Annotated in this window: 12 protein-coding genes; 10 read left to right on the top strand and 2 right to left on the bottom strand. The window is 42.5% G+C overall.

What is annotated here, in order from left to right:
• Positions 1-405 precede the first annotated feature (405 nt).
• The 4 genes from J8L98_RS14685 to J8L98_RS14670 are packed head-to-tail and all read left to right on the top strand — an operon-like array spanning position 406 to position 5,826.
• Positions 406-4,125, top strand: a complete 3,720-nt coding sequence (locus J8L98_RS14685; RefSeq protein ID WP_210997005.1) for a hypothetical protein — start codon at positions 406-408, stop codon at positions 4,123-4,125.
• The gene (locus J8L98_RS14680) at positions 4,125-4,571 is read left to right on the top strand and encodes a phage tail protein (RefSeq protein ID WP_210997004.1); all 447 of its coding nucleotides are present in this window, start codon (positions 4,125-4,127) and stop codon (positions 4,569-4,571) included. The genes J8L98_RS14685 and J8L98_RS14680 overlap by 1 nt, the downstream gene beginning before the upstream one ends.
• A gap of 12 nt (positions 4,572-4,583) precedes the next feature.
• Positions 4,584-4,805, top strand: coding sequence for a tail protein X (locus tag J8L98_RS14675; RefSeq protein ID WP_192507067.1), 222 nt, complete (start codon positions 4,584-4,586; stop codon positions 4,803-4,805).
• Between the two features lie 10 nt (positions 4,806-4,815).
• On the top strand, positions 4,816-5,826 hold the full coding sequence (locus J8L98_RS14670) for a contractile injection system protein, VgrG/Pvc8 family (protein ID WP_210997003.1): 1,011 nt from the start codon (positions 4,816-4,818) through the stop codon (positions 5,824-5,826).
• Positions 5,827-6,234: 408 nt separating this feature from the next.
• On the opposite strand, the gene J8L98_RS14665 is transcribed toward J8L98_RS14670, so the two are convergent.
• Positions 6,235-7,131, bottom strand: coding sequence for a DMT family transporter (locus J8L98_RS14665; protein ID WP_210997002.1), 897 nt, complete (start codon positions 7,129-7,131; stop codon positions 6,235-6,237).
• Positions 7,132-7,298: 167 nt separating this feature from the next.
• Here J8L98_RS14665 and metA point away from each other — a divergent pair, with 167 nt between their 5' ends.
• The 6 genes from metA to hrpB all read left to right on the top strand — a co-directional run bounded on the left by metA (position 7,299) and on the right by hrpB (position 17,426).
• Positions 7,299-8,246 (top strand): homoserine O-succinyltransferase, encoded by a 948-nt coding sequence (metA, locus tag J8L98_RS14660; protein WP_210997001.1) that lies wholly within the window; start codon positions 7,299-7,301, stop codon positions 8,244-8,246.
• Positions 8,236-9,306, top strand: a complete 1,071-nt coding sequence (locus tag J8L98_RS14655) for a homocysteine S-methyltransferase family protein (protein ID WP_210997000.1) — start codon at positions 8,236-8,238, stop codon at positions 9,304-9,306. The genes metA and J8L98_RS14655 overlap by 11 nt, the downstream gene beginning before the upstream one ends.
• 10 nt (positions 9,307-9,316) lie before the next feature.
• Positions 9,317-11,947, top strand: coding sequence for a methionine synthase (gene metH / locus J8L98_RS14650; RefSeq protein ID WP_210996999.1), 2,631 nt, complete (start codon positions 9,317-9,319; stop codon positions 11,945-11,947).
• Positions 11,948-12,168: 221 nt separating this feature from the next.
• Positions 12,169-13,050, top strand: coding sequence for a hypothetical protein (locus tag J8L98_RS14645; RefSeq protein ID WP_210996998.1), 882 nt, complete (start codon positions 12,169-12,171; stop codon positions 13,048-13,050).
• Positions 13,047-14,891: a GGDEF domain-containing protein gene (locus tag J8L98_RS14640; protein ID WP_210996997.1), complete on the top strand. Its 1,845-nt coding sequence runs from the start codon at positions 13,047-13,049 to the stop codon at positions 14,889-14,891. The genes J8L98_RS14645 and J8L98_RS14640 overlap by 4 nt, the downstream gene beginning before the upstream one ends.
• Before the next feature lie 108 nt (positions 14,892-14,999).
• Entirely contained in the window at positions 15,000-17,426 is a 2,427-nt protein-coding gene (gene hrpB / locus J8L98_RS14635; RefSeq protein WP_210996996.1) for an ATP-dependent helicase HrpB, read from the top strand.
• A 156-nt stretch (positions 17,427-17,582) separates the two neighbouring features.
• Here the strand turns inward: hrpB and ygjK are convergent, their stop codons facing one another.
• Positions 17,583-19,862: an alpha-glucosidase gene (gene ygjK, locus J8L98_RS14630; protein WP_210996995.1), complete on the bottom strand. Its 2,280-nt coding sequence runs from the start codon at positions 19,860-19,862 to the stop codon at positions 17,583-17,585.
• Positions 19,863-19,867: the final 5 nt, after the last annotated feature.

The raw sequence follows: 19,867 nt of genomic DNA, 5'->3' as shown, positions 1-19,867 counted from the left end.
CTTAACCGAATCAGAGCTATGCGACTGGTTCGAAGCAGCCGTTGAATATAAAAAAGAAACGGAGGCAGGTCATTGACCTGCCTTTTTTATCTGTAGACTGCATGTTTTATGATCTTGTTTAACCTCAGGTTTGGATCAGGGTTTTGGAATAGGAAATATTCTGTAAATAAACTTACGTACAATCCAATGATGATATTTAAATAGATAAGCCAAATCACATTTAACACGATTCACGAAGTGGTATTCACTTATTGTTATTTGGCATATCTTTTTCAACTCTACTGGCCATCGGCCCACTATTTCACGCTTGTTATTTCAGTTATGTACAAGTCTTGCTATTGATGCAGGCGGGTGTACTGGCAGGCAAGTACTCAGCTCACTTCTTTGCATCTCCCAGGTATAGCTATGAAACGTCACGGATCATCTGATCAAAAACGCGGTGCGAAAAAATCTCCCGCAGCCAGCAAAAAAAAGGCAAATAACGCCAATAAAGTTAAAAATAAGTTACCAAAAATTCAGCAAGATCAAGCAAAAGCAGCGCAGTTTATCGCTAAGGCGGTAAAGAGCATCAAAGCGTCAGGTGCAATTGTGCAGCCCGACTCAATTGAACCTGTATTGGCTCAATTGGCGAAGTTTAATGTGAATCAACTCATGCTTGACAATGGTAACGTGCTCAAAAAACAATTGGCAAATTTGAGTAGGGTAGCTGTCAGTAACCCTGGTGATAATGGCGCTGTTGAACTGATAAAGACGCAGAAAAAGTCAGCGCAAGGCGAGGCTGATGCGGCCAATAATATTGCGGCAAATGAGCTTGCGGTACAAGTAGGTAAAGGTGGCAATTTATCAGAGATTATTTTTGGCTTGAGTCAGCATATTGAGGGGCTGGATTTTGGGCAGTTTCAGCAAGTTGTAAAGCAAGACTTATCAAGTTTAACGCACGCAATTCCAGAGATAAGTAACTCAATAGATGTTACGGGGCTAACTGATATATTGTCGCAGCACAGTGCGAAGTTTGCAGCCAGTGATAGCGAGAAAGCATTTTCTCAACAATTGGATTTATTGACCTCGACAGCGCCACATATCTTAGATGCGTTGAATATGCCGCAAATGAGCGACTCACTCAAAACGGGGCTGGCAACTTTTAATCAGTTAGATATTTCAGGCATGATGGAAGGTGATTTGTCGAGCTTAACGGCGACAGCACCACAAGTGCTAGAGAACATGGGACTTGGCCAAGCTGCCAATGTAGTTGGTAAGGCACTTCCAGTACTAGATAAGTTAGACGCTGGCGCAGTTTTGCAGGGCGATTTAAGCTCTTTGGCAGATGCCGCTCCCGCAGCACTTGATGCGTTAAACATGTCGCAAGCGGCACAAACAATCGAGAACATGTTACCTGCATTACACAGCATTGATACCGGTGCCATTATGCAAGGTGATTTAAGCTCGTTAAAAGATGCGGCTCCAGCGCTCATTAAAGCCGTTGATATTGATGCCTTGAATCAATCAATAGCACGGAATATTCCAGCACTTGCCCAACTCGACTTAGCGGGGGCAGTAGAGGGTGACTTAAGCAGTTTATTAAATACAGCGCCAGACATTTTACGTACCGCGAATTTGGGTGGCGCTGCAGATGCGATACAAACTGCGATGCCGGCGCTGCAGCAGTTAGACATGAAAGGGTTAATGACTGGCGACTTAAGCTCGCTTAAAGATGTCGCACCTGAGTTAATTAAGACGCTTGATTTAGAGGGTATTCATAATTCTATTACACAAAAAATCCCTGCGCTGGAGCAATTAGATTTAGTGGGTGTGGCACAAGGTGACTTGACGAGTCTACTTGATACCGCGCCAGATATGCTGCGTTCAGCTAATTTGGGCGGCGCAGCAGATGCAATTCAAGCGGCTTTGCCTGCACTTAAACAGCTAGACCCAACAGGGATAATGAATGGGGATTTGACCTCATTGATGGACGCTGGCCCTGAGGCACTTAGAGCATTTGGCTTAAGTGAGGCAGCGGATAAATTTAGCGATGCGCTCCCAGCACTGAAACAGCTCGATATGAAGGGTATTGCCAGTGGTGATATTTCGACGTTACTGGATGCCGGACCTGGGATATTAAAGACCTTGGGTTTAGATGGTGCTGCCGGTGTTATGGAAGCGGCATTGCCTGCTTTAAAGCAGTTAGATGTAAAAGGGATTATGGGTGGAGACCTTGATTCTTTATTAAATGCAGGGCCTGATTTACTCAATGCGTTTGGGTTTGATGGGGCAGCCTCATTTATGCAAGATCATGCGGCGACATTAGCGAAGCTGGATTTTAAAGGGATCGTTAAAGGTGACTTATCGTCATTAACGGGCGCTTTACCCGATTTATTGGATGGGTTTGGTTTAGGTGGTATCGCGGATATGTTTTCAAGTGGTGAAGCCGAGTCTGACTTTGAAGCACCAGAACAAGAAGAGAAAAAATCTAAAAAGCGTAAGAAAAAAGGCAATAAAAGAGGGAATAGACGCTCTCGCAGAAACAGAGGGAATAAAGGTCGCTCAACTTACCAAAATGGTAATGTTGCAGACGAAAAACAAGTGCCAAAGAGCAATAAAAAGCCTTGGGCTAAAGACTCAACAGCAGACACTAAAGCACGACCAAAAGCGAAGTCTAACTCAAAGCCGAAGTTATCGGTTATTGACGGTGGGTTATCAGAGACTGAGCAAAATCACAAGTCAGGTAAAAATCGCACCAAGGCAAACAATACTAAATTAGGAAAACCGGTTGCAGCGAATGATCCTATTTTCAGTAAGTCAGTAAAAAGAGGTTTTAAAGGCAAAGGGTTAATTAAAGGTATCACAAGAAGCCCATTAGGTAAGTTATTTGGCAAATTAGCAGCGCCTGTAACGGCGGTAATGGGGGCGATGGATGTCGCGTCAACTTTATCAGATGATAGCTTAACCAAGCAAGAAAAGTCACAGCAAGTCGGACGAGCCGCTGGAGGTGCCGGTGGTGCACTTGCGGGCGCTGCTGCTGGGGCTGCAATTGGGTCGGTTATTCCTGTATTTGGCACGGCCATTGGTGGCATCGTGGGTGGTGCATTAGGCGCGTTCGGTGGTGAATCGTTAGGCGGCATGTTAGGTGGGTGGTTTGGCAATACGCTAGATGACTCCGACAGTAAAGCACAAGGGCGAAAAAGTAGTAAAGCCGATACTCGTGCCAGTGAATTAGCCAATACTAAAACGACAAGCTCATCTAAAGCGCACAATACGATGCCCACAGTAAGTAAAAAAGGCGGTGTATTTAGCAAGATAATGGCAAGTCCAGTCACAAAAATATTGGGTGCTACAGGTATTGGTGCGGCATCAAATGCGCTTGGTGGTTTAATCGGTGGCTTGTTCACAGATAAATCAACAAAAGATGATGAGAATAAAGCGACTGAATCAGCAAATTACACAGGTACTGCATTAGATTTTGTAAAAAATAATGTTATCAATGAAGCGAATATGTTTGCTGGCATGGCTGCTGAAATGGAAAAAAGCGCTGGTATTAATAATGGACCGATGACTAAGTTATCGGCTGTAGGCACTAATGCCGGGCGCATACTGAATGGGCACACGATATTAAAAGCTGCAAATGATGATTCACTATCATTAAAGCAAAAAGCAACCACTATGGGTGGTACAGCAGCGGGTTGGGGAGCCAGTGAATGGGTCTCGAACAAAATGGGTAAATCTAAAAATGGTGCGGTACGCATGCTCGCACCTGTTGCAGGGTATGCAACCAATGCGATTGTGGGGGCATTAGGTGGTGGCCTCTCTGGCTTGTTGGTTGATACATTATTTGGAAAAGATAAGGTGAGTGAAGTCGATTCACCTAAATTAATCGATGGCACAGCGACTAAAGGCAATACTTTAAACATCAAATCGTTGGCACCAACCAGCACGCGCACATCAACGGCACAATCAGGTAAAACACCAGTCAGTGGCGGCAGTGTGACGGTCAATGCCAACATTACCGTCAATACTACGCCAGGCATGTCTGCAATTGAAATTGCAGAACAGATAAAACAGGTACTTGAACAAAAACAATCGCAAGCGCAACGTGATTTGCGTACTCGTTATATTGATGAGGTAGCTTAATGGAAAAAGTAGGTAATGCATCTCATATGATGCAATTAGGTAAGTTTAAATTTTCTGTTGGAGGCGCTGCTTTTGACAACTTAAAGTTTAATACGGATTACCGCTGGAAAACACAGGATTCGCAAACAGAAAATAGCAGCCCCGCAATGCAGTTTGTGGGGATAGGAGATCAAACGCTTAGCTTGACGGGGACAATATATCCTCAGCTGGTGAAAGATGGCCTTACCCAAATTGATAGTATGCGAGCAGAAGCAATGACCCAACTACCACTCAAACTCACCTATGTGCAAGCAAGTGGTAAGTCAGACCCCAGCGTTGGTCGCGTCTTGGGCAATTGGATCATTATGTCAATCAGTGAAGATCGAACGTTGTTTTTGAATGATGGTATTCCAAGAGAAATTAAGTTCTCGATGGAATTAAAGCGTCATGATGCAAACACTAAATAATGAGGTGTGCCAATGAATGAGAACGGGGTAACGTATATCACCCGCGATGGAGATTGCTTAGATAATATCTGTTGGCGCCATTATGGACGCAGCAGTGGAATGGTTGAGCTCGTTTTAGAGGCGAACCACGGGCTTGCGGAAAAAGGCGCGATTTACTGTGAAAATATCGCCATCTTCTTGCCTGAAGTGATCACAAAACCGATTTCAGATAACGTCATTAATATATGGGATTGAGGAGAAAAAGATGAATTTACAACCTCAGTTTTCAATTAAAGCAAATGGCAATGAGGTGGCAGAGCGGCTACGAGATCGAATGGTCGAGGTGCGTGTAAGTTTGAAAACGGGGTTGCAAAGTGATGCATGCTACGTACGATTTGATAACCTCGGAACAGCACCAATACAAAACCCTAAGCCGACCGATATTGTTGAAATTGCCATGGGATATAAAAATGGTGCGGCCGATAAAGCGGCCAAACTTATTCCTTTAGGATCATTTGAAGTGGGGGAGTATAGCGTATCTGGACCGATTCGTTCACTTGAGTTGTTTGGCAATAAAGTGCTCTGGCACACAGGGTTGAAAGCACCAAAGCAAAAATCATGGCCAGCTGATCCTAATACGCCACAAAAGCTTGGGGATCTCGTCTCCGATATTGCTTCGGAACATGGCTTAGACCCAAAAGTTGGCGCACAGTTTAGCGCCATAGAATTACCGCATATTGAACAAAGTGAAAGTGATTTGCAGCTATTAAGTAAGTTGGCTGAGCAGTACGATGCAATTTTGAAAATTGCCCACGATAAATTGATATTTATGGGCCGAGGGACGGGAAAGTCGCTATCCGGTAAGCCACTAAAAGAAGTGGATATTGACGTAAGCCAGATACTATCTTGGCATTTTATGGAAGATGCCTATCGTACTGTTGGAGAAGTTAAAGCCTATTTTTATGATATGAATGAGGCGCTGCGTAAACCTGTAACAGCGGGGAGTGGTCAACCTGCAATCGTATTGCCCTATGTATACGCCAATGAAGCCTATGCAACACAAGCAGCCAAGGGAAAACATGAAAGACTTAACCGCGCAGCTAAATCAATTAGAGCCAAAGTGATAGGCGACCCTGCCATAGGCGCTGGTGCGGTTGTAAATTTAATCGGTACAGGCACATTGGCTGATGGTAAATGGTATGTCAGTGAGGTCGATCACATCATCAATAGTGAAGGGTTCGCATCTGATTTATTGTGCGAGCAAGTTAGTAGCTAACACTAGCCCGCAGCTCTAGCAAAATAGGATTACGACATTATTGTTGATTTAGCTAGGTAATCACACCAGTGGCACCTTAACTATGCTTAATGACCAAAGAGGTTGCAGCAAATTAAAACCTCATAGATCAGCAAACGCTAATAAAAACTCAAACTTAAAAATGGCTTAACGCAATGTTAAGCCTTTTTTGTATCCAAATTATGATGCTTTATGACATTTTTTGTAAAGCAAATAACCTTCTTCTATAACCCTACCTAGACACTCCTTTCTCCATATGGGCTATCCTCGTTTGCAAAAGCGGGCTCTGGCCTCCTTCCTACTTTTGTATATTGTGCTGTGAGAGCTAATATGTTCAGCGCAAAATTATGTACCTAGTAATTATGTACTTAATAACTGCGTACTTAATAATTATGCGCTTAATAATACAGCCACACCAAAGAGCGCGAATATCCCGCCTACTATCATATTTCGTGTGATCTCTTCTTTTTGTATCCAAGTCAACGTCATGACCATGAGCGGTGCAGTGGCTAACAGAGTTTGCGCGACAGCTGGATCGGTATATTTGACTGCACTAAGTTGTAACCATAAGCCGATAAAAGTGCCAAAGAAGACCGCGACAAAAAGCCATTTCTTATTACTTATTCCACGGAGCTTCACAGCTTGATTGATGCTGTGATTTTTCAAAAATACAACCAGCATAGCAACTGCCATGGTGCCTGAAAATAAACGGATCATAGCCGCCCATAAACTACTGGTTCCCTCATCTGCCATTCCTGCCTTAGACATGACCATTCCAGCTGCTTGACACGCGGCCGCCAGTAACGCACAGCACACCCCAATTTTGTATTTTTTCCTATCAAGGGGAGGCAATTTTATGCGTGGTTTAATCGCTAAGGTGACGCCCATTGTAGTAACAATAATACCGACCCATGCTATGACATTTAAAAAAGTGCCGAGTATTAAAATATTGAGTATGCCAGCGATGGCGGGTGCCATAGATTCAATCACCAACGTTCTTGCTGGGCCTATATTTCTCAACGCTGCAAAATATGCACTATCTCCCACAGCAATTCCAATTACGCCACTGGCAGCTAACCATATCCATGCATTTGCCTCACTTGGTATGGCACTATCTTGTAATACCATCAGGCTAAGACACATCATGGTGCAGGCCATTACACCTTTACTTATGTTTAATTCCAGCGGTGATAAAGAGTGACTAAAACGCTTGTAGATGACTGTTGAACTTGCCCACACCATTGCCGCACAGATAGCTGCAATCTCTCCTAATCCAACACTCAACATCTGTCGTCCTTATATTAACTGAATTGTTTATAATTTTTGATTATTACAACTTGAGCCAAAGAAACAATCAAATAAAGTATAAATGTTTAGACGTCTGTACATCTAGAGGTTGAAATTTCTGTGGTTGTGGTCATAATAACAAGGTATTTTTAACTCAGGAGAAGCGTGTGCCGATCACCGTCAAAGACGAATTACCTGCTATTGTACAATTGCGTCAAGAAAACGTGTTTGTAATGCCAAAAAGCCGTGCAAAGTCGCAAGAAATTCGACCAATGCGATTGGCTATTTTAAACTTGATGCCTAATAAGGTGGAAACCGAAGTACAGTTTATTCGTTTATTGGCCAATTCTCCTTTACAAGTGAATGTTGATCTATTGCGTTTAGATACGCACCGTAGTTCTGAAAATTCAGAGCAACACTTAGATATGTTTTATCGATATTTTTCAGATGTGAAAGATCAAAATTACGATGCTTTAATTGTGACAGGTGCACCGCTTGCACACTTAGAATATGAAGACGTAACGTATTGGAATGAACTGCAAGTGTTTTTTGATTGGGCTGAAAGTCATGTGACGTCGACATTGTTTTCATGTTGGGCAGCGCATGCAGGACTATTTCATCATCATGGTTTAAAACGAACACTGAAAAAGAACAAACTCTGTGGTGTATTTAAACATCGTTGCTATTTTGAACATGGGGCATTGACTCGGGGTTTTGATGATGAGTTTGTTGTCCCGCACTCTCGATATGGTCATATCGATGAAGCAAGCATACATCAAACAGATGATTTAATTGCGTTGGCTGGTTCAGAGCAAGTTGGTGCGTATTTAGTTAAAAATCAATCGGGAAGCCAAGTTTATTTAACGGGCCATCCAGAGTACGATGCAGATACTCTACAAAAAGAATATAGGCGTGACCTCGAAAAAGGCCCTGATGCCGCAATACCTGAAGGATATTTTCCAGATGACAATGCAGATAAAACACCTTCAAAAACGTGGCAAAGCCATGCCTTTTTGTTATTCTCAAATTGGTTAAACTACTATGTTTACCAAACCACACCGTATGATATTAATCTCGTTAGCCAAGATGTAAGGACTAACAACTATGCCGAATAATTTACCGCAGAATAAAAGTATCGCTTTAGCCGAGGCGATGAAAAATCGTATTTTGATCCTTGATGGTGCAATGGGGACCATGATCCAAGAATTCAAATTTGAGGAACAAGACTATCGTGGTGAGCGCTTTAAAGATTGGCATGTGTTGATCAAAGGTAATAACGATTTATTAAGCCTGACTAAGCCTGATGTGATCAGAGATATACACAGCCAGTTTTTAGCTGCTGGTGCAGATATTATTGAAACCAATACATTTAATGCCACGACTATTTCGATGGATGATTACGAGATGGCAAGTCTTAGTCGTGAAATTAATATAGAGTCGGCTAAATTGGCAAGAGCGGTGTGTGATGAGTTTACAGCACAAAACCCCAATAAACCGCGTTATGTTGCAGGTGTACTAGGGCCGACGTCAAAAACATGTTCAATTTCACCAGACGTTAACGATCCGGGTTATCGTAATATCACCTTTGACAAATTAGTTGCAGCGTATGTCGAGTCAACGCTCGCCCTTATTGAAGGTGGGGCAGATCTCATATTAATAGAAACTATTTTTGATACGCTCAATGCAAAAGCGGCATCATACGCGGTAGAAGAAGCGTTTGAACAAGCGGGCGTAACCTTACCTGTTATGATATCAGGCACTATCACAGATGCATCAGGGCGCACTTTATCTGGCCAAACAACGGAAGCATTTTACAACTCTATTCGCCATATTAAGCCCATTTCAATTGGCTTAAATTGCGCGTTAGGACCCGATCTATTACGTCAGTATGTTGTCGAGTTATCGCGAGTGTGTGAGACATTTACATCGGTTCACCCGAATGCCGGTTTGCCCAATGAATTTGGTGAATATGATTTAGAAGCAGATGAGATGGCGAAAGAAATTATTGATTGGGGAAAGGAAGGTTACATTAATATTGTTGGCGGATGTTGTGGTACCACACCCGCGCATATCAAAGCCTTTGCTGATGGTCTCGAACATGTAGCTCCGCGGCCATTACCAGAGTTAGACGTGCGTATGCGTTTGGCTGGTCTTGAAGCCTGTAATCTGAATTAGGAAGTCGTCAATGAGTCAAGCTACAGCAGTATTTACTAACGTTGGTGAGCGTACAAATGTCACTGGTTCTGCGCGTTTTAAACGCCTTATATTAGAAGAAGATTATGAAACCGCTTTGAGCGTTGCCCGTGAACAGGTTGAAAGTGGTGCCCAAGTCATTGATATTAACATGGACGAAGCCATGTTGGACTCAAAAGCAGCAATGGTGAAGTTTTTAAACTTAATTGCTTCTGAACCTGATATATCTCGAGTACCAATTATGGTTGATTCGTCAAAATGGGACGTAATCGAAGCAGGTTTAAAGTGTATTCAAGGTAAGGCTATTGTTAACTCGATCTCTTTAAAAGAAGGGGAAGCGCCATTTATTCACCAAGCGAAGATCATTAAGCGCTTTGGGGCTGCAACGGTGGTGATGGCGTTTGATGAAACAGGGCAAGCGGAAACACAAGAACGAAAGTTCGACATATGCCAGCGTTCATACCGAATTTTAGTCGACCAATTAGGTTTTCCGCCTGAAGACATTATTTTTGACCCGAATATTTTTGCTGTGGCAACCGGTATTGAAGAGCATGACAATTATGCGGTTGAATTTATAGAGGGCACTCGTCGTATAAAACAAGGTTTACCGCATTGTAAAGTGTCAGGTGGGGTATCGAACGTCTCATTTTCGTTTCGTGGTAATAACCCCGTTCGTGAAGCAATTCATTCGGTGTTTTTATACCATGCTATCAAAGCTGGTATGGATATGGGGATTGTAAATGCAGGGCAACTTGCTGTTTATGATGATATTCCACAAGAGCTCAGAAAAGCCGTTGAAGATGTGGTACTCAATACCGATCCAGGCGCTGGTGAGCGGCTGGTGGAGCTTGCGCCTAAATATTCAGGTATGGCACAAGCTGAAAAGGTGGAAGATCTAGAGTGGCGTACTTGGCCAGTTGAAAAACGCCTCGAACATGCTTTGGTAAAAGGTATTACTAACTACATTGATGAAGACACTGAGGAATGTCGTGCCAGTATGGATAAACCCATACAAGTTATTGAAGGGCCATTAATGGATGGCATGAATGTGGTGGGGGATTTATTCGGCGCAGGTAAAATGTTTTTACCTCAAGTGGTTAAATCTGCACGGGTAATGAAGCGTGCGGTAGCTTACCTAGACCCTTTTATTGATGCAGAAAAAGAAGAAGGCGCAACCAATGGTAAAATCATCATGGCGACCGTAAAAGGCGACGTACATGATATTGGTAAGAATATTGTGGGTGTTGTGCTACAGTGCAACAACTACGAAGTAGTCGATTTAGGTGTGATGGTGCCAGCGGAAAAAATCTTGCAAACAGCCATTGATGAAAAGGCAGATGTGATTGGCCTCTCGGGATTGATCACGCCTTCGCTTGATGAAATGGTCCATGTTGCCAAAGAAATGAAACGTCGTAATTTTGAGCTACCGTTATTGATAGGCGGTGCGACAACGTCCAAAGCACATACCGCGGTTAAGATTGAGCCACAATATGACAAAGGAGTTGTTTATGTTAACAATGCCAGTCGTGCGGTGGGTGTGGTATCAAGTCTATTGAGTAACACCCAAAAGAGCGAGTTTTTGGCTAAAACATCCGCTGAGTACGTCAAAGTACGCGAACAGCAAGCGCGTAAAAAGCCGCGCTCTAAACCTGTTACATTGCAGCGAGCGCGTGATAACGCGATTCAAATTGACTGGAAAAACTATACGCCACCGGTACCGAAAAAGTTAGGTGTGACGGAGTTTCGTAACGTCAGTATCAAAACGCTACGTAAGTATATCGACTGGACACCGTATTTCATGACTTGGTCATTAGCGGGTAAATACCCACGTATACTTGATGATGAAATTGTCGGTGAAGAAGCGAAGAGCTTGTTTAAAGATGCCAATGCCATGCTTGATGAGTATGAGCAAAGTGGTGCGTTACACCCTTTGGGTGTCATTGGCTTATTTCCAGCAAATCGTGTTGGCGACGACATTGAAATTTATACCGATGAAACGCGCTCTGAAGTACTTACTAAGTCGTGTCACTTGCGTCAGCAAACAGAAAAAACCGACTTTCCAAATTACTGCTTAGCTGATTATATAGCGCCTAAAGGTATTGCCGATTATTACGGTGGATTTGCGGTTACAGGTGGGCTTGAAGAAGATGATTTGGCAGATGCATTTGATGCCAAACAAGATGATTACAATAAGATCATGGTAAAAGCGGTGGCTGATCGTTTGGCTGAAGCGTTTGCTGAGTATTTGCATGAGCAAGTGCGTAAAGAGTTCTGGGGATATGCACCTGATGAGAATTTAACGAATGAGGAACTAATTCGTGAAAATTATCAGGGTATACGTCCAGCACCGGGCTATCCTGCTTGCCCTGAGCACACTGAGAAAAAGAAGATTTGGCAGTTGTTAAATACTGAACAACGTATTGGTATGCAATTAACCAGCTCTTATGCAATGTGGCCAGGAGCAGCAGTATCCGGTTGGTATTTCTCTCATCCTGAATGTAAGTATTATGCTGTTGCCAGTATCCAAAAAGATCAGGTGGAAGACTATGCTCAGCGCACCAATATGTCGCTCACCGAAGCTGAACGTTGGTTATCGCCTAACTTGGGATATGAACCCGAATAAAGTTTTTTGACTGCGCATGACAATGTGTGATGTGCAGTCTGTATTCTATCTGTTTTTAGTTTGATATTTCTCCTCCTACCCAGCTGATATTCAATAATAAATCATATCCATTACCCCCCCTTCTTAAATAATGTTTCTATTAGGTTAACCAAAAAAGATTTATTCTTGTATAATTAAGTGTCTAGAATATTTTTTCTTGTTTTTGTTTATTGGAAGTGTAAATGAAGTGGTGCCTATTTTTCCTATTCTCGTCTTTTTTTGTTCAGGCCCAAGCACCTTTGGTGGTTGATATTATTAGTAGTGAAAACTTTAGTTTACGATATGAAGAGTTTTTAGACGGTCGTTCTGTATTAGACGTTGAAGACTTTCATCCATCAACAAAAGGGTCTCATATTGAGATCATTGAAATGGTTCTTTTACAGCAAGCGCTTCACCTTGGAGGTGAACAGCGAAAGGTGATCTTTAACCCAAAACCGTCAGTTAATATCATAGAGTTTTCGGATCTTATCGCCGGTGAGAGCTTAGTACTTGCACGCTCGACGTGGCATGAAGATCTACTCGATTACAAAGGTTCCTTGTTTGTGAGTGAACCTCTAGTTGAGTATGGCGAGTACGAAGCGGGTTTTTATGTTGCAAAGCGCAATATTGCATTGCATAACATGCCAGCAGAACGATTAAATCAGTTAACCGTGGTGGCCAATCCTCGATGGAAAGTTGACTGGCGCGCGTTAAATAATACAGACGTTAATATTGTTAGCTTTATAGGCCCTTGGGAGACCATGCTGGAAATGGTAGAAACAGAAATTGTTGATGCTATGCTAGTTAATTTCAGTGTCAGTCAGTCATTGGTGTTAAATTTTGAAGGGCGAGAATATGTGCCAATTAATGAATTGAAACTATTTCTTCCAGATTCACGCCATTTTGTTGTCAGTAAACGCCACCCAGATGGGAAACGAGTATTTGCAGCCTTGAATAAAGGGCTGGCAATTTTAAAAGAGCGCGGTATTTTAAGAAAAGCACTGACTGAGTCAGGCTTTATTAATGAAAAAGTAGCGCCTTGGCATATGGTAAATGAAGCGATGTTAATGCGAGGCATACAATGAGCTGGCTTAAAGGCTGTTGGTGCTACTGTATGTTGCTCATTGCTTATGAAGCACATAGTGCAGATACGGTTACCCAACAAAAACAAACAATCAGTGCGGCTTTTGAGCAACTAAAGTTTCAGATGAAAAGTGGTTATGAGTTAAGCTCCTTACCGCAATTAAGGGTGATCAGAAGTCAAGCAGCGCATTACGCTCAGCGTGAAATAGTTATTCATACGATATTGATTGAAGCCAGTATTCGTCAGCACTTTGGTGATTATAAACATAGTTTATCAATGCATTACGAAGCACTGGATATGGCTGAGCAATTAAATAACCCTCGTATTATGGTCAAAACACTGCTTGCGGTTATCGACTTAGAGTTAGACTTAGAACGATTTGATCATGCAGCACGGTATATTAACCGAGTGGTACAAATTGGGAACAGTTTACAACCTGGGGATGAGCTGTTGGTGCACATTAAATTGTGGCAAGCAAGAACGCATCTTGAGCGTGGAAGCTTTCGTCAAGCACAGTATGAATTAGATTTAGGACGAAAACTTCCTCTAGAAGATAAGCGTTTATCAGCAGAGTTATTATTGACCGAAGCGCAAGTGGCGTTAAAACTTGGTGATTATTTATTGAGTCAAACGCTGCTGAGTGAATTTTCTGCCAAATATATGCTGGTGGCAGATACAAAAGCAAAGCTGAATTACCAACTTGCTTTGGCAGCAAGTACCTTACAGGCAGGTATGTTTACAGAAGCTATCGCTCTGGCTATGACTGGGCTTGATCAAACGTTTCACACACGATACTTAGAAGAACAGTCAAGTTTGCAGCGGCTATTGGCCAGTGCTTTTGCGCAAGTGGGAAATTATCAACAAGCTCACTTATATTTAAAACGTTATTCACTGACCGAACGTGCACTTGACCAACAAAAACGGAACAACAAAGTACTTCAGCTTGAAGCACAATATGCGTTGGCACATCAACAACAGCAAGTGAGCCTACTGGAAAAAGATAACACATTAAAAGCGCAACAAATTGTTCAGCATAGACAGGTATTAGAAAACTCTAAGTTGACTCAGCAACGTTGGTTATTGATTGGGGTGTTGTGTGCTGCCGCCATCGTGTTTGTTTATTGGCGCTGGCAAAATATTCGTTATACAACTCGTTTAGAAACGCAAGTAGCACAACGCACAGCAGAATTGAAAGAGCGTAATGAACGTCTGCAAGCATTGAGCTTTACCGATAGTTTAACGGGACTAAATAATAGACATTATTTTTTCAGCACGATTGATAGTCAGATAAATGCACTAAAGCCTAAGCATGACATTATATTTTGTATGATAGACATAGATCATTTCAAAAGGATTAATGACACTTATGGTCATGCGGCGGGCGATTTAGTGCTGCAAAGCTTTGCTGATATATTGAAACAGTGCACCCGAAGTAGTGACTTATTAGTAAGGTGGGGCGGAGAGGAGTTTTTATTGGTTATGCCGGATATGTCGACTCGTGATGCACAAGAGGTGGTTGAGCGAATACGACAACAGGTCGAGCGCTTTCCGTTTATTGTTAATGGTGAAACTGTACAATGCACTTGTTCAATTGGATTTGCACCTTACCCGTTAATGACGGGTGAATTTAAGCAAGCATCATGGGAGCAGGTATTAGAGTTGGCCGACAGTGGCTTATACTTGGCCAAAGAAGTAAATAGAAACACATGGATAGGGTTAGACTCTGTCTCCGCCTCAGAGCCGATTGATTTTGACTATTTATTGAAAAACTACAAAGAACAAGTCAGGCTGGGGGGTATTGTTATATCAAGTAGTTATGAAGGGTTGCAAGTGCCTGTTTGATTTCTACCTAAGGTGATAACGAGGCCATTCAATTGGGCCTTCTAAAGAGTGCTAATTAGTTATCTTAACGTGTTAATATAGCGCTAAAATGTTTTTTCAGAGTATGTTGTGTTACCCATCGAATCAGTTTATAACTCCCTTATTGATACATTAAAATTACATAGCAGTGTGCTGCTACAAGCGCCACCAGGGGCTGGTAAATCAACTTGGCTGCCATTAAAAATGGTCAGAGATGGGCACTTCAAGCATATTATTATGCTGGAACCAAGAAGGCTAGCAGCGAGAAATATCGCTAGTTTTTTAGCCAGTCAACAGCAAGAATCAATTGGGGCTAGTATAGGGTTACGAATAAGAAATGAAGTGAAGGTTTCTGCTGATACGAGATTAGAAATAGTCACTGAGGGTGTACTGACAAGACGGCTGCAAAACGACCCGGAATTGACAGGGGTTGACCTTGTCATTTTTGACGAGTTTCACGAGCGTTCAATGGCGGCCGATACTGCACTGGCCTTAGCTTTGGAAACGCAAGCCGCATTTCGTGAGGATTTAAAACTATTGGTAATGTCAGCGACGCTAGACACACACCGATATCAAACATTTTTAGAATGTCCTATTGTTGTATGTGAAGGCCGCAGTTTTCCTGTTGATACGATTTATACCTCGTTGGCAAATGAGACGCGATGGTTAGATGCGATTGGCCCCCTTATTCGTCAAGCGTTGCAAGAGCAAGACGGGAGTGTGTTGGTCTTTTTACCAGGGCAAAAAGAGATTACGCACGTGGCTCAATCTTTAGCAGGTTACGAATTGTCCGATACTGAGGTGGCTCCGTTATATGGTAATCAAGATAAACGCCTTCAGCAGGCGGCGATCGCCCCAGCCAAAGCGGGTTATCGAAAAGTGGTTTTAACAACGAATGTGGCGGAAACATCTTTAACCATTGAAGGTATCAGAGTCGTTATTGACAGTGGAAAGCGTAAAGTTGCCCAGTTTAATTTAAAAAGCGGTGTGACAGAACTGGTAACGGCCTCCATATCAAGATCATCAGCGGTGCAACGAGCTGGACGGGCAGGGCGAATCGAAGCTGGGGTTGTGTATCGTTTGGGAAGCCACGACCAATTTGAACGTAGAGAGAGACATGACACGCCCGAAATTTTAAGCTCAGACATAAGTGGTTTACTATTAGAGGCTAAAGTCTGGGGCAGTGACATTCGTGCTTTACCATTACTTGACCATCCTAGTGAGATACAAATTCAGCAGGCTACTCAGTTATTAAAAATGCTGGAAATTCTCGACAACAATGAGAAACTCACCACGCTAGGCCAGAAAATTCATCAATTTGGTACAGAGCCGCGGTTAGCCCACATGCTAGTAAAAGCACAGCAATTGGAAACTGAATATTCAGGAATTAGTACGTTAGCATGTTACCTTGTGGCCTTGATAGAAAGTCGAGTAACGAGTAGCCCTGAACTTAGGGTTGCCTTACAAGCACAGTTTGAAAGGCCGACTAAGCTTTTTAGTCAGCAGTTAATGCCGTGGTTAAAACGACTGAGATTAACTAAACCGCGCGCGTTGGCGACTGAGCACTTGGATATAACCATTGCATTAGCATTCCCTGATAGGTTAGCAAAAAGGCGAGGACAAGGTTTTGTATTGGCTAATGGCGCTGGCGTTAATAGCCATGGAAGTCATTGGTTAGGCAGTGATTATATTGCTATTGCATCGTTAGGTGGTCATAAAGGGCAAAGAATATTTAATGCCACAGATGTATCTATTGAGCAACTCTTACAGGCATTACCTCATTTATTCACAAAACAGAGCGTGTGTGAGTTTGATGAAAAGAAAGAACGGTTTTTACATGAAGACCGCACGCTCATTGGCAACTTGGTTATTGAAGCAACCCCAAGTAGTCAAAAAATTGATGTGGCTGCGCGCACTCAAGCTTGGCTCATGCTTGTCGAAAAGTATGGATTAAAGTTATTTCAAGATTATGACACAGTGTTACCGCTATTAACCCGTATGACCTTAGCGCAACGATATAGCCCATTGGAATTCGTAGAGCTCGATGAACAGAGCTTGCTTGATAATATTGCTACGTGGCTTGCACCCTATTTGAGTGATATTAAGCAATTACCTCAGCTGAAAAAATTTGCCCTAAAAGAAGCGATTTTGAGTAAGTTAGATTGGCAACAACAGCAACGGCTAGATGTGCTACTGCCAAAAAAAATCACTGTACCGAGTGGCTCCAATATTACCATCGATTATCAAATTGACGGGCCGGCAAAGTTATCAGTGCGTATGCAGGAAGTATATGGTTTAGTTGAGACGCCAAAGTTGTGTAATGGCCAATTGCCTTTGCTGATGGAGTTATTGTCACCAGCACGCAGGCCTCTGCAGTTAACCCAAGATTTAAGACACTTTTGGCAATCGAGTTATAAAGACGTACAAAAAGAGATGAAGGGCAGATACCCTAAGCATTTTTGGCCGGATGATCCCGAAAACGCTCAGGCAACCAATAGAGTAAAGAGTCGGATGTAATATACCCTTCGACTCTTTTTAACATGGATCATTGAGCTTGAAATTTAAGGCGCGTTATTATGGAGTAAATTAAATTTGAATAGGTTCTGTTAGCTCTTTGGTTTTATGCCAATATAAACATAAAGTATCTAAATATTCATAGATACTATGCTCGTGTCAAAATTCACTGAGTAACATGTATAGGTGTGCCGCACTCCATGAGAAATTGGGCGCACCTTGTTGTTTGCCGTTTAAAGGGTGGTAGTTTTCTCTAATGGGGCCATCTTGCTGTAAACCATCAGCGTGCTCAATAAACCGATTTATTAATGTTCTTGCATCTTCCTTGTAGCCATAATGAGTGAGTCCTTTCACCCCAAAATAGAGTTGATCTAACCACACTCTTCCTCGCCAGTAAATGTTCGGACCAAAAGCGGGGTTAGTCAGTGCCGCGGTGCCCAATGGAATATAGGTATTAAACTCTTGTGGATTGAGCATTACAGCTCTAACTTGTTTCGCCATATCGTCGGTGGCTATTTGGTTGAATAGTGGCGACCAACCTTCAGGGCCTTTTCCTCGCTTGGTGAGCGCATAGCCTGCACAGCCATTGGCTAATGGTTTGGCTTCAATTGAAATGTCATAGTAAAATCCAGACTGAGTGTCAAACATGCATCGATTAACGTATCGGCTTATTATTGCGGCACTTTTCTCAAATGTGACTGCCTCGTCAGGTTGATTTAATAGACGGGCAATTTTTGCTAAATAACGTGCGTCAGAGACCATATAGCTGGCTTGGTCAACTGACTCTTGTAGTAAAGAGTACCCAGTAAGCAGCCCTTGCGTATTGTAATTTTCGGCAAATTTTACCTGCCAGTCTGATATGCTTCCGCCTTGTTTTATATATTTATTTAATTGTACCGAGTTGATGTAGCCAAAATTGGCGGCATGATCTCTACCTGATTCCCACGATGCGGCGGTTTGCGCGGGTGACGTGAGTCTGATATTGGCTTTGAGTAATGAATTGTATAAATCTAATCCGTAAAAGGTGCGCTCATTAAATTTGAATTTAAAACCATGAACTTTATGTGTATGCGCCACATCGAGTGTGGCACCATATTCAGGAATGCCATTTTTATTATGATCACGATTGTTTAACCACCATGATCTATAGGCTTTTAACTTTGGGTAAAGGCTGGTAAGCCACTGTTTATCCTTGGTGTGTTGATAGGTCTTATACACGGCCCATGAAGCTAAGCTTGGTTTGGTATTCCTCTCGTTCCAATTGCCTCCATCACCGCCACGTTCAGCACTTTTATTGTATGTAATGAGATCGGGGATAAAGCCTACATCATTGCTTCTGATTGGATCATTCTCTGTGATTTGATATTCAAATACCGCGTTGATATTTGACTTAGCAATATCAGGTGCGAATTGACTCATTGCATAAGCTTGCTTCCATGAGTCCCAAGGCCATGTAAGGTTGCCTGAAAACCAACGAGCGGTAACGGATGGAGTCACAGTATCAAATGAGAGAGCCCCCGCGGCTGAACGCCAATTACCAATTAAGGTTTCAATACTTTTAGTCATAAGGCGCTGTTTGTCGACGGGGAAATTATCAGCTATTTTGAGATAGCTTTGCCAGCGTAGTTTACTTTTTATTAAATAGGATTCTGGGTCAGCAAAAAGCTGTTGGTTAAATTGCTGAATTTGCTGTTCTTCATCAGTATTTAAGACGTGGCTATAGGTAGTATAAAATGTTGTGTCGCTTGCTATATTGGCTGTGCTGTTAAAGCCAATAGGAGATAAACGGGTGGTGGTCGCAATGGTTTTTTGTGTGACATAAGCGGATGTACCTGAGGTAAGCAGGTCCCATTTAGATCTTACTTTTCCAAATCGGATGATAATTGTATTATCATCCGACTCGAGCTTTGGCTGATATGTTGGAAATTGGGCACTCACGGTATTTTCTTGGTCGTATGCGGCCAACAGCTGCCCTTCAAAGTGCAAGGTTAAAGGAGTGCGTGTTTTGATCTCGGTTTTGACCATTGAAGTGCGAGGGCCAACAAACCTGAGTGTCAAAGTGACCTCAATATTTTCGCGCTTGTTTGACAAGGTTTGTACTAAAGCACCAGGGTGACTAGATACTTTGCCCTGCAAAGGAACTCGGGTGTCATTTTTATAAATACTTAGTTTATCAAAGCGCTTGGCGATATAGTGTAGGTACTCTTCTGTAATTAAGGCGTGGCCAGTGAAGCCGCCAAGCTCATTATCGTTAATAGGCAATAAGTGACCATGCCAAGCTCCGGCATCAAATAGCGGGTTGTATGGGCTATGGCCATAGTCATCCGTAGGGTGCATATAATTGGGCTCACCTTGACGATTTATGACATTTTCAAATGCGATGGCATTTTTGGGATAAACAGCCAGTAAATAGAAAAAGAGACAGAGTATAACGCGCATAAATA

It is taken from the genome of Pseudoalteromonas sp. MMG013 (assembly GCF_018100885.1).
GTDB classification, from domain to species: Bacteria; Pseudomonadota; Gammaproteobacteria; order Enterobacterales; family Alteromonadaceae; genus Pseudoalteromonas; species Pseudoalteromonas aurantia.
The sequence above is the reverse complement of the archived record's forward strand: the minus strand, read 5'-3'. Positions and strand labels throughout refer to the sequence as shown.

Excerpts from the sequence above, each read along its gene's own strand:
- J8L98_RS14680 (WP_210997004.1), top strand. The coding sequence starts at position 4,125 with ATGGAAAAAGTAGGTAATGCATCTCATATGATGCAATTAGGTAAGTTT.
- J8L98_RS14685 (WP_210997005.1), top strand. The coding sequence starts at position 406 with ATGAAACGTCACGGATCATCTGATCAAAAACGCGGTGCGAAAAAATCT.
- J8L98_RS14670 (WP_210997003.1), top strand. The coding sequence starts at position 4,816 with ATGAATTTACAACCTCAGTTTTCAATTAAAGCAAATGGCAATGAGGTG.
- J8L98_RS14675 (WP_192507067.1), top strand. The coding sequence starts at position 4,584 with ATGAATGAGAACGGGGTAACGTATATCACCCGCGATGGAGATTGCTTA.
- metH (WP_210996999.1), top strand. The coding sequence starts at position 9,317 with ATGAGTCAAGCTACAGCAGTATTTACTAACGTTGGTGAGCGTACAAAT.
- J8L98_RS14655 (WP_210997000.1), top strand. The coding sequence starts at position 8,236 with ATGCCGAATAATTTACCGCAGAATAAAAGTATCGCTTTAGCCGAGGCG.
- J8L98_RS14665 (WP_210997002.1), bottom strand. The coding sequence starts at position 7,131 with ATGTTGAGTGTTGGATTAGGAGAGATTGCAGCTATCTGTGCGGCAATG.
- ygjK (WP_210996995.1), bottom strand. The coding sequence starts at position 19,862 with ATGCGCGTTATACTCTGTCTCTTTTTCTATTTACTGGCTGTTTATCCC.
- J8L98_RS14645 (WP_210996998.1), top strand. The coding sequence starts at position 12,169 with ATGAAGTGGTGCCTATTTTTCCTATTCTCGTCTTTTTTTGTTCAGGCC.
- J8L98_RS14640 (WP_210996997.1), top strand. The coding sequence starts at position 13,047 with ATGAGCTGGCTTAAAGGCTGTTGGTGCTACTGTATGTTGCTCATTGCT.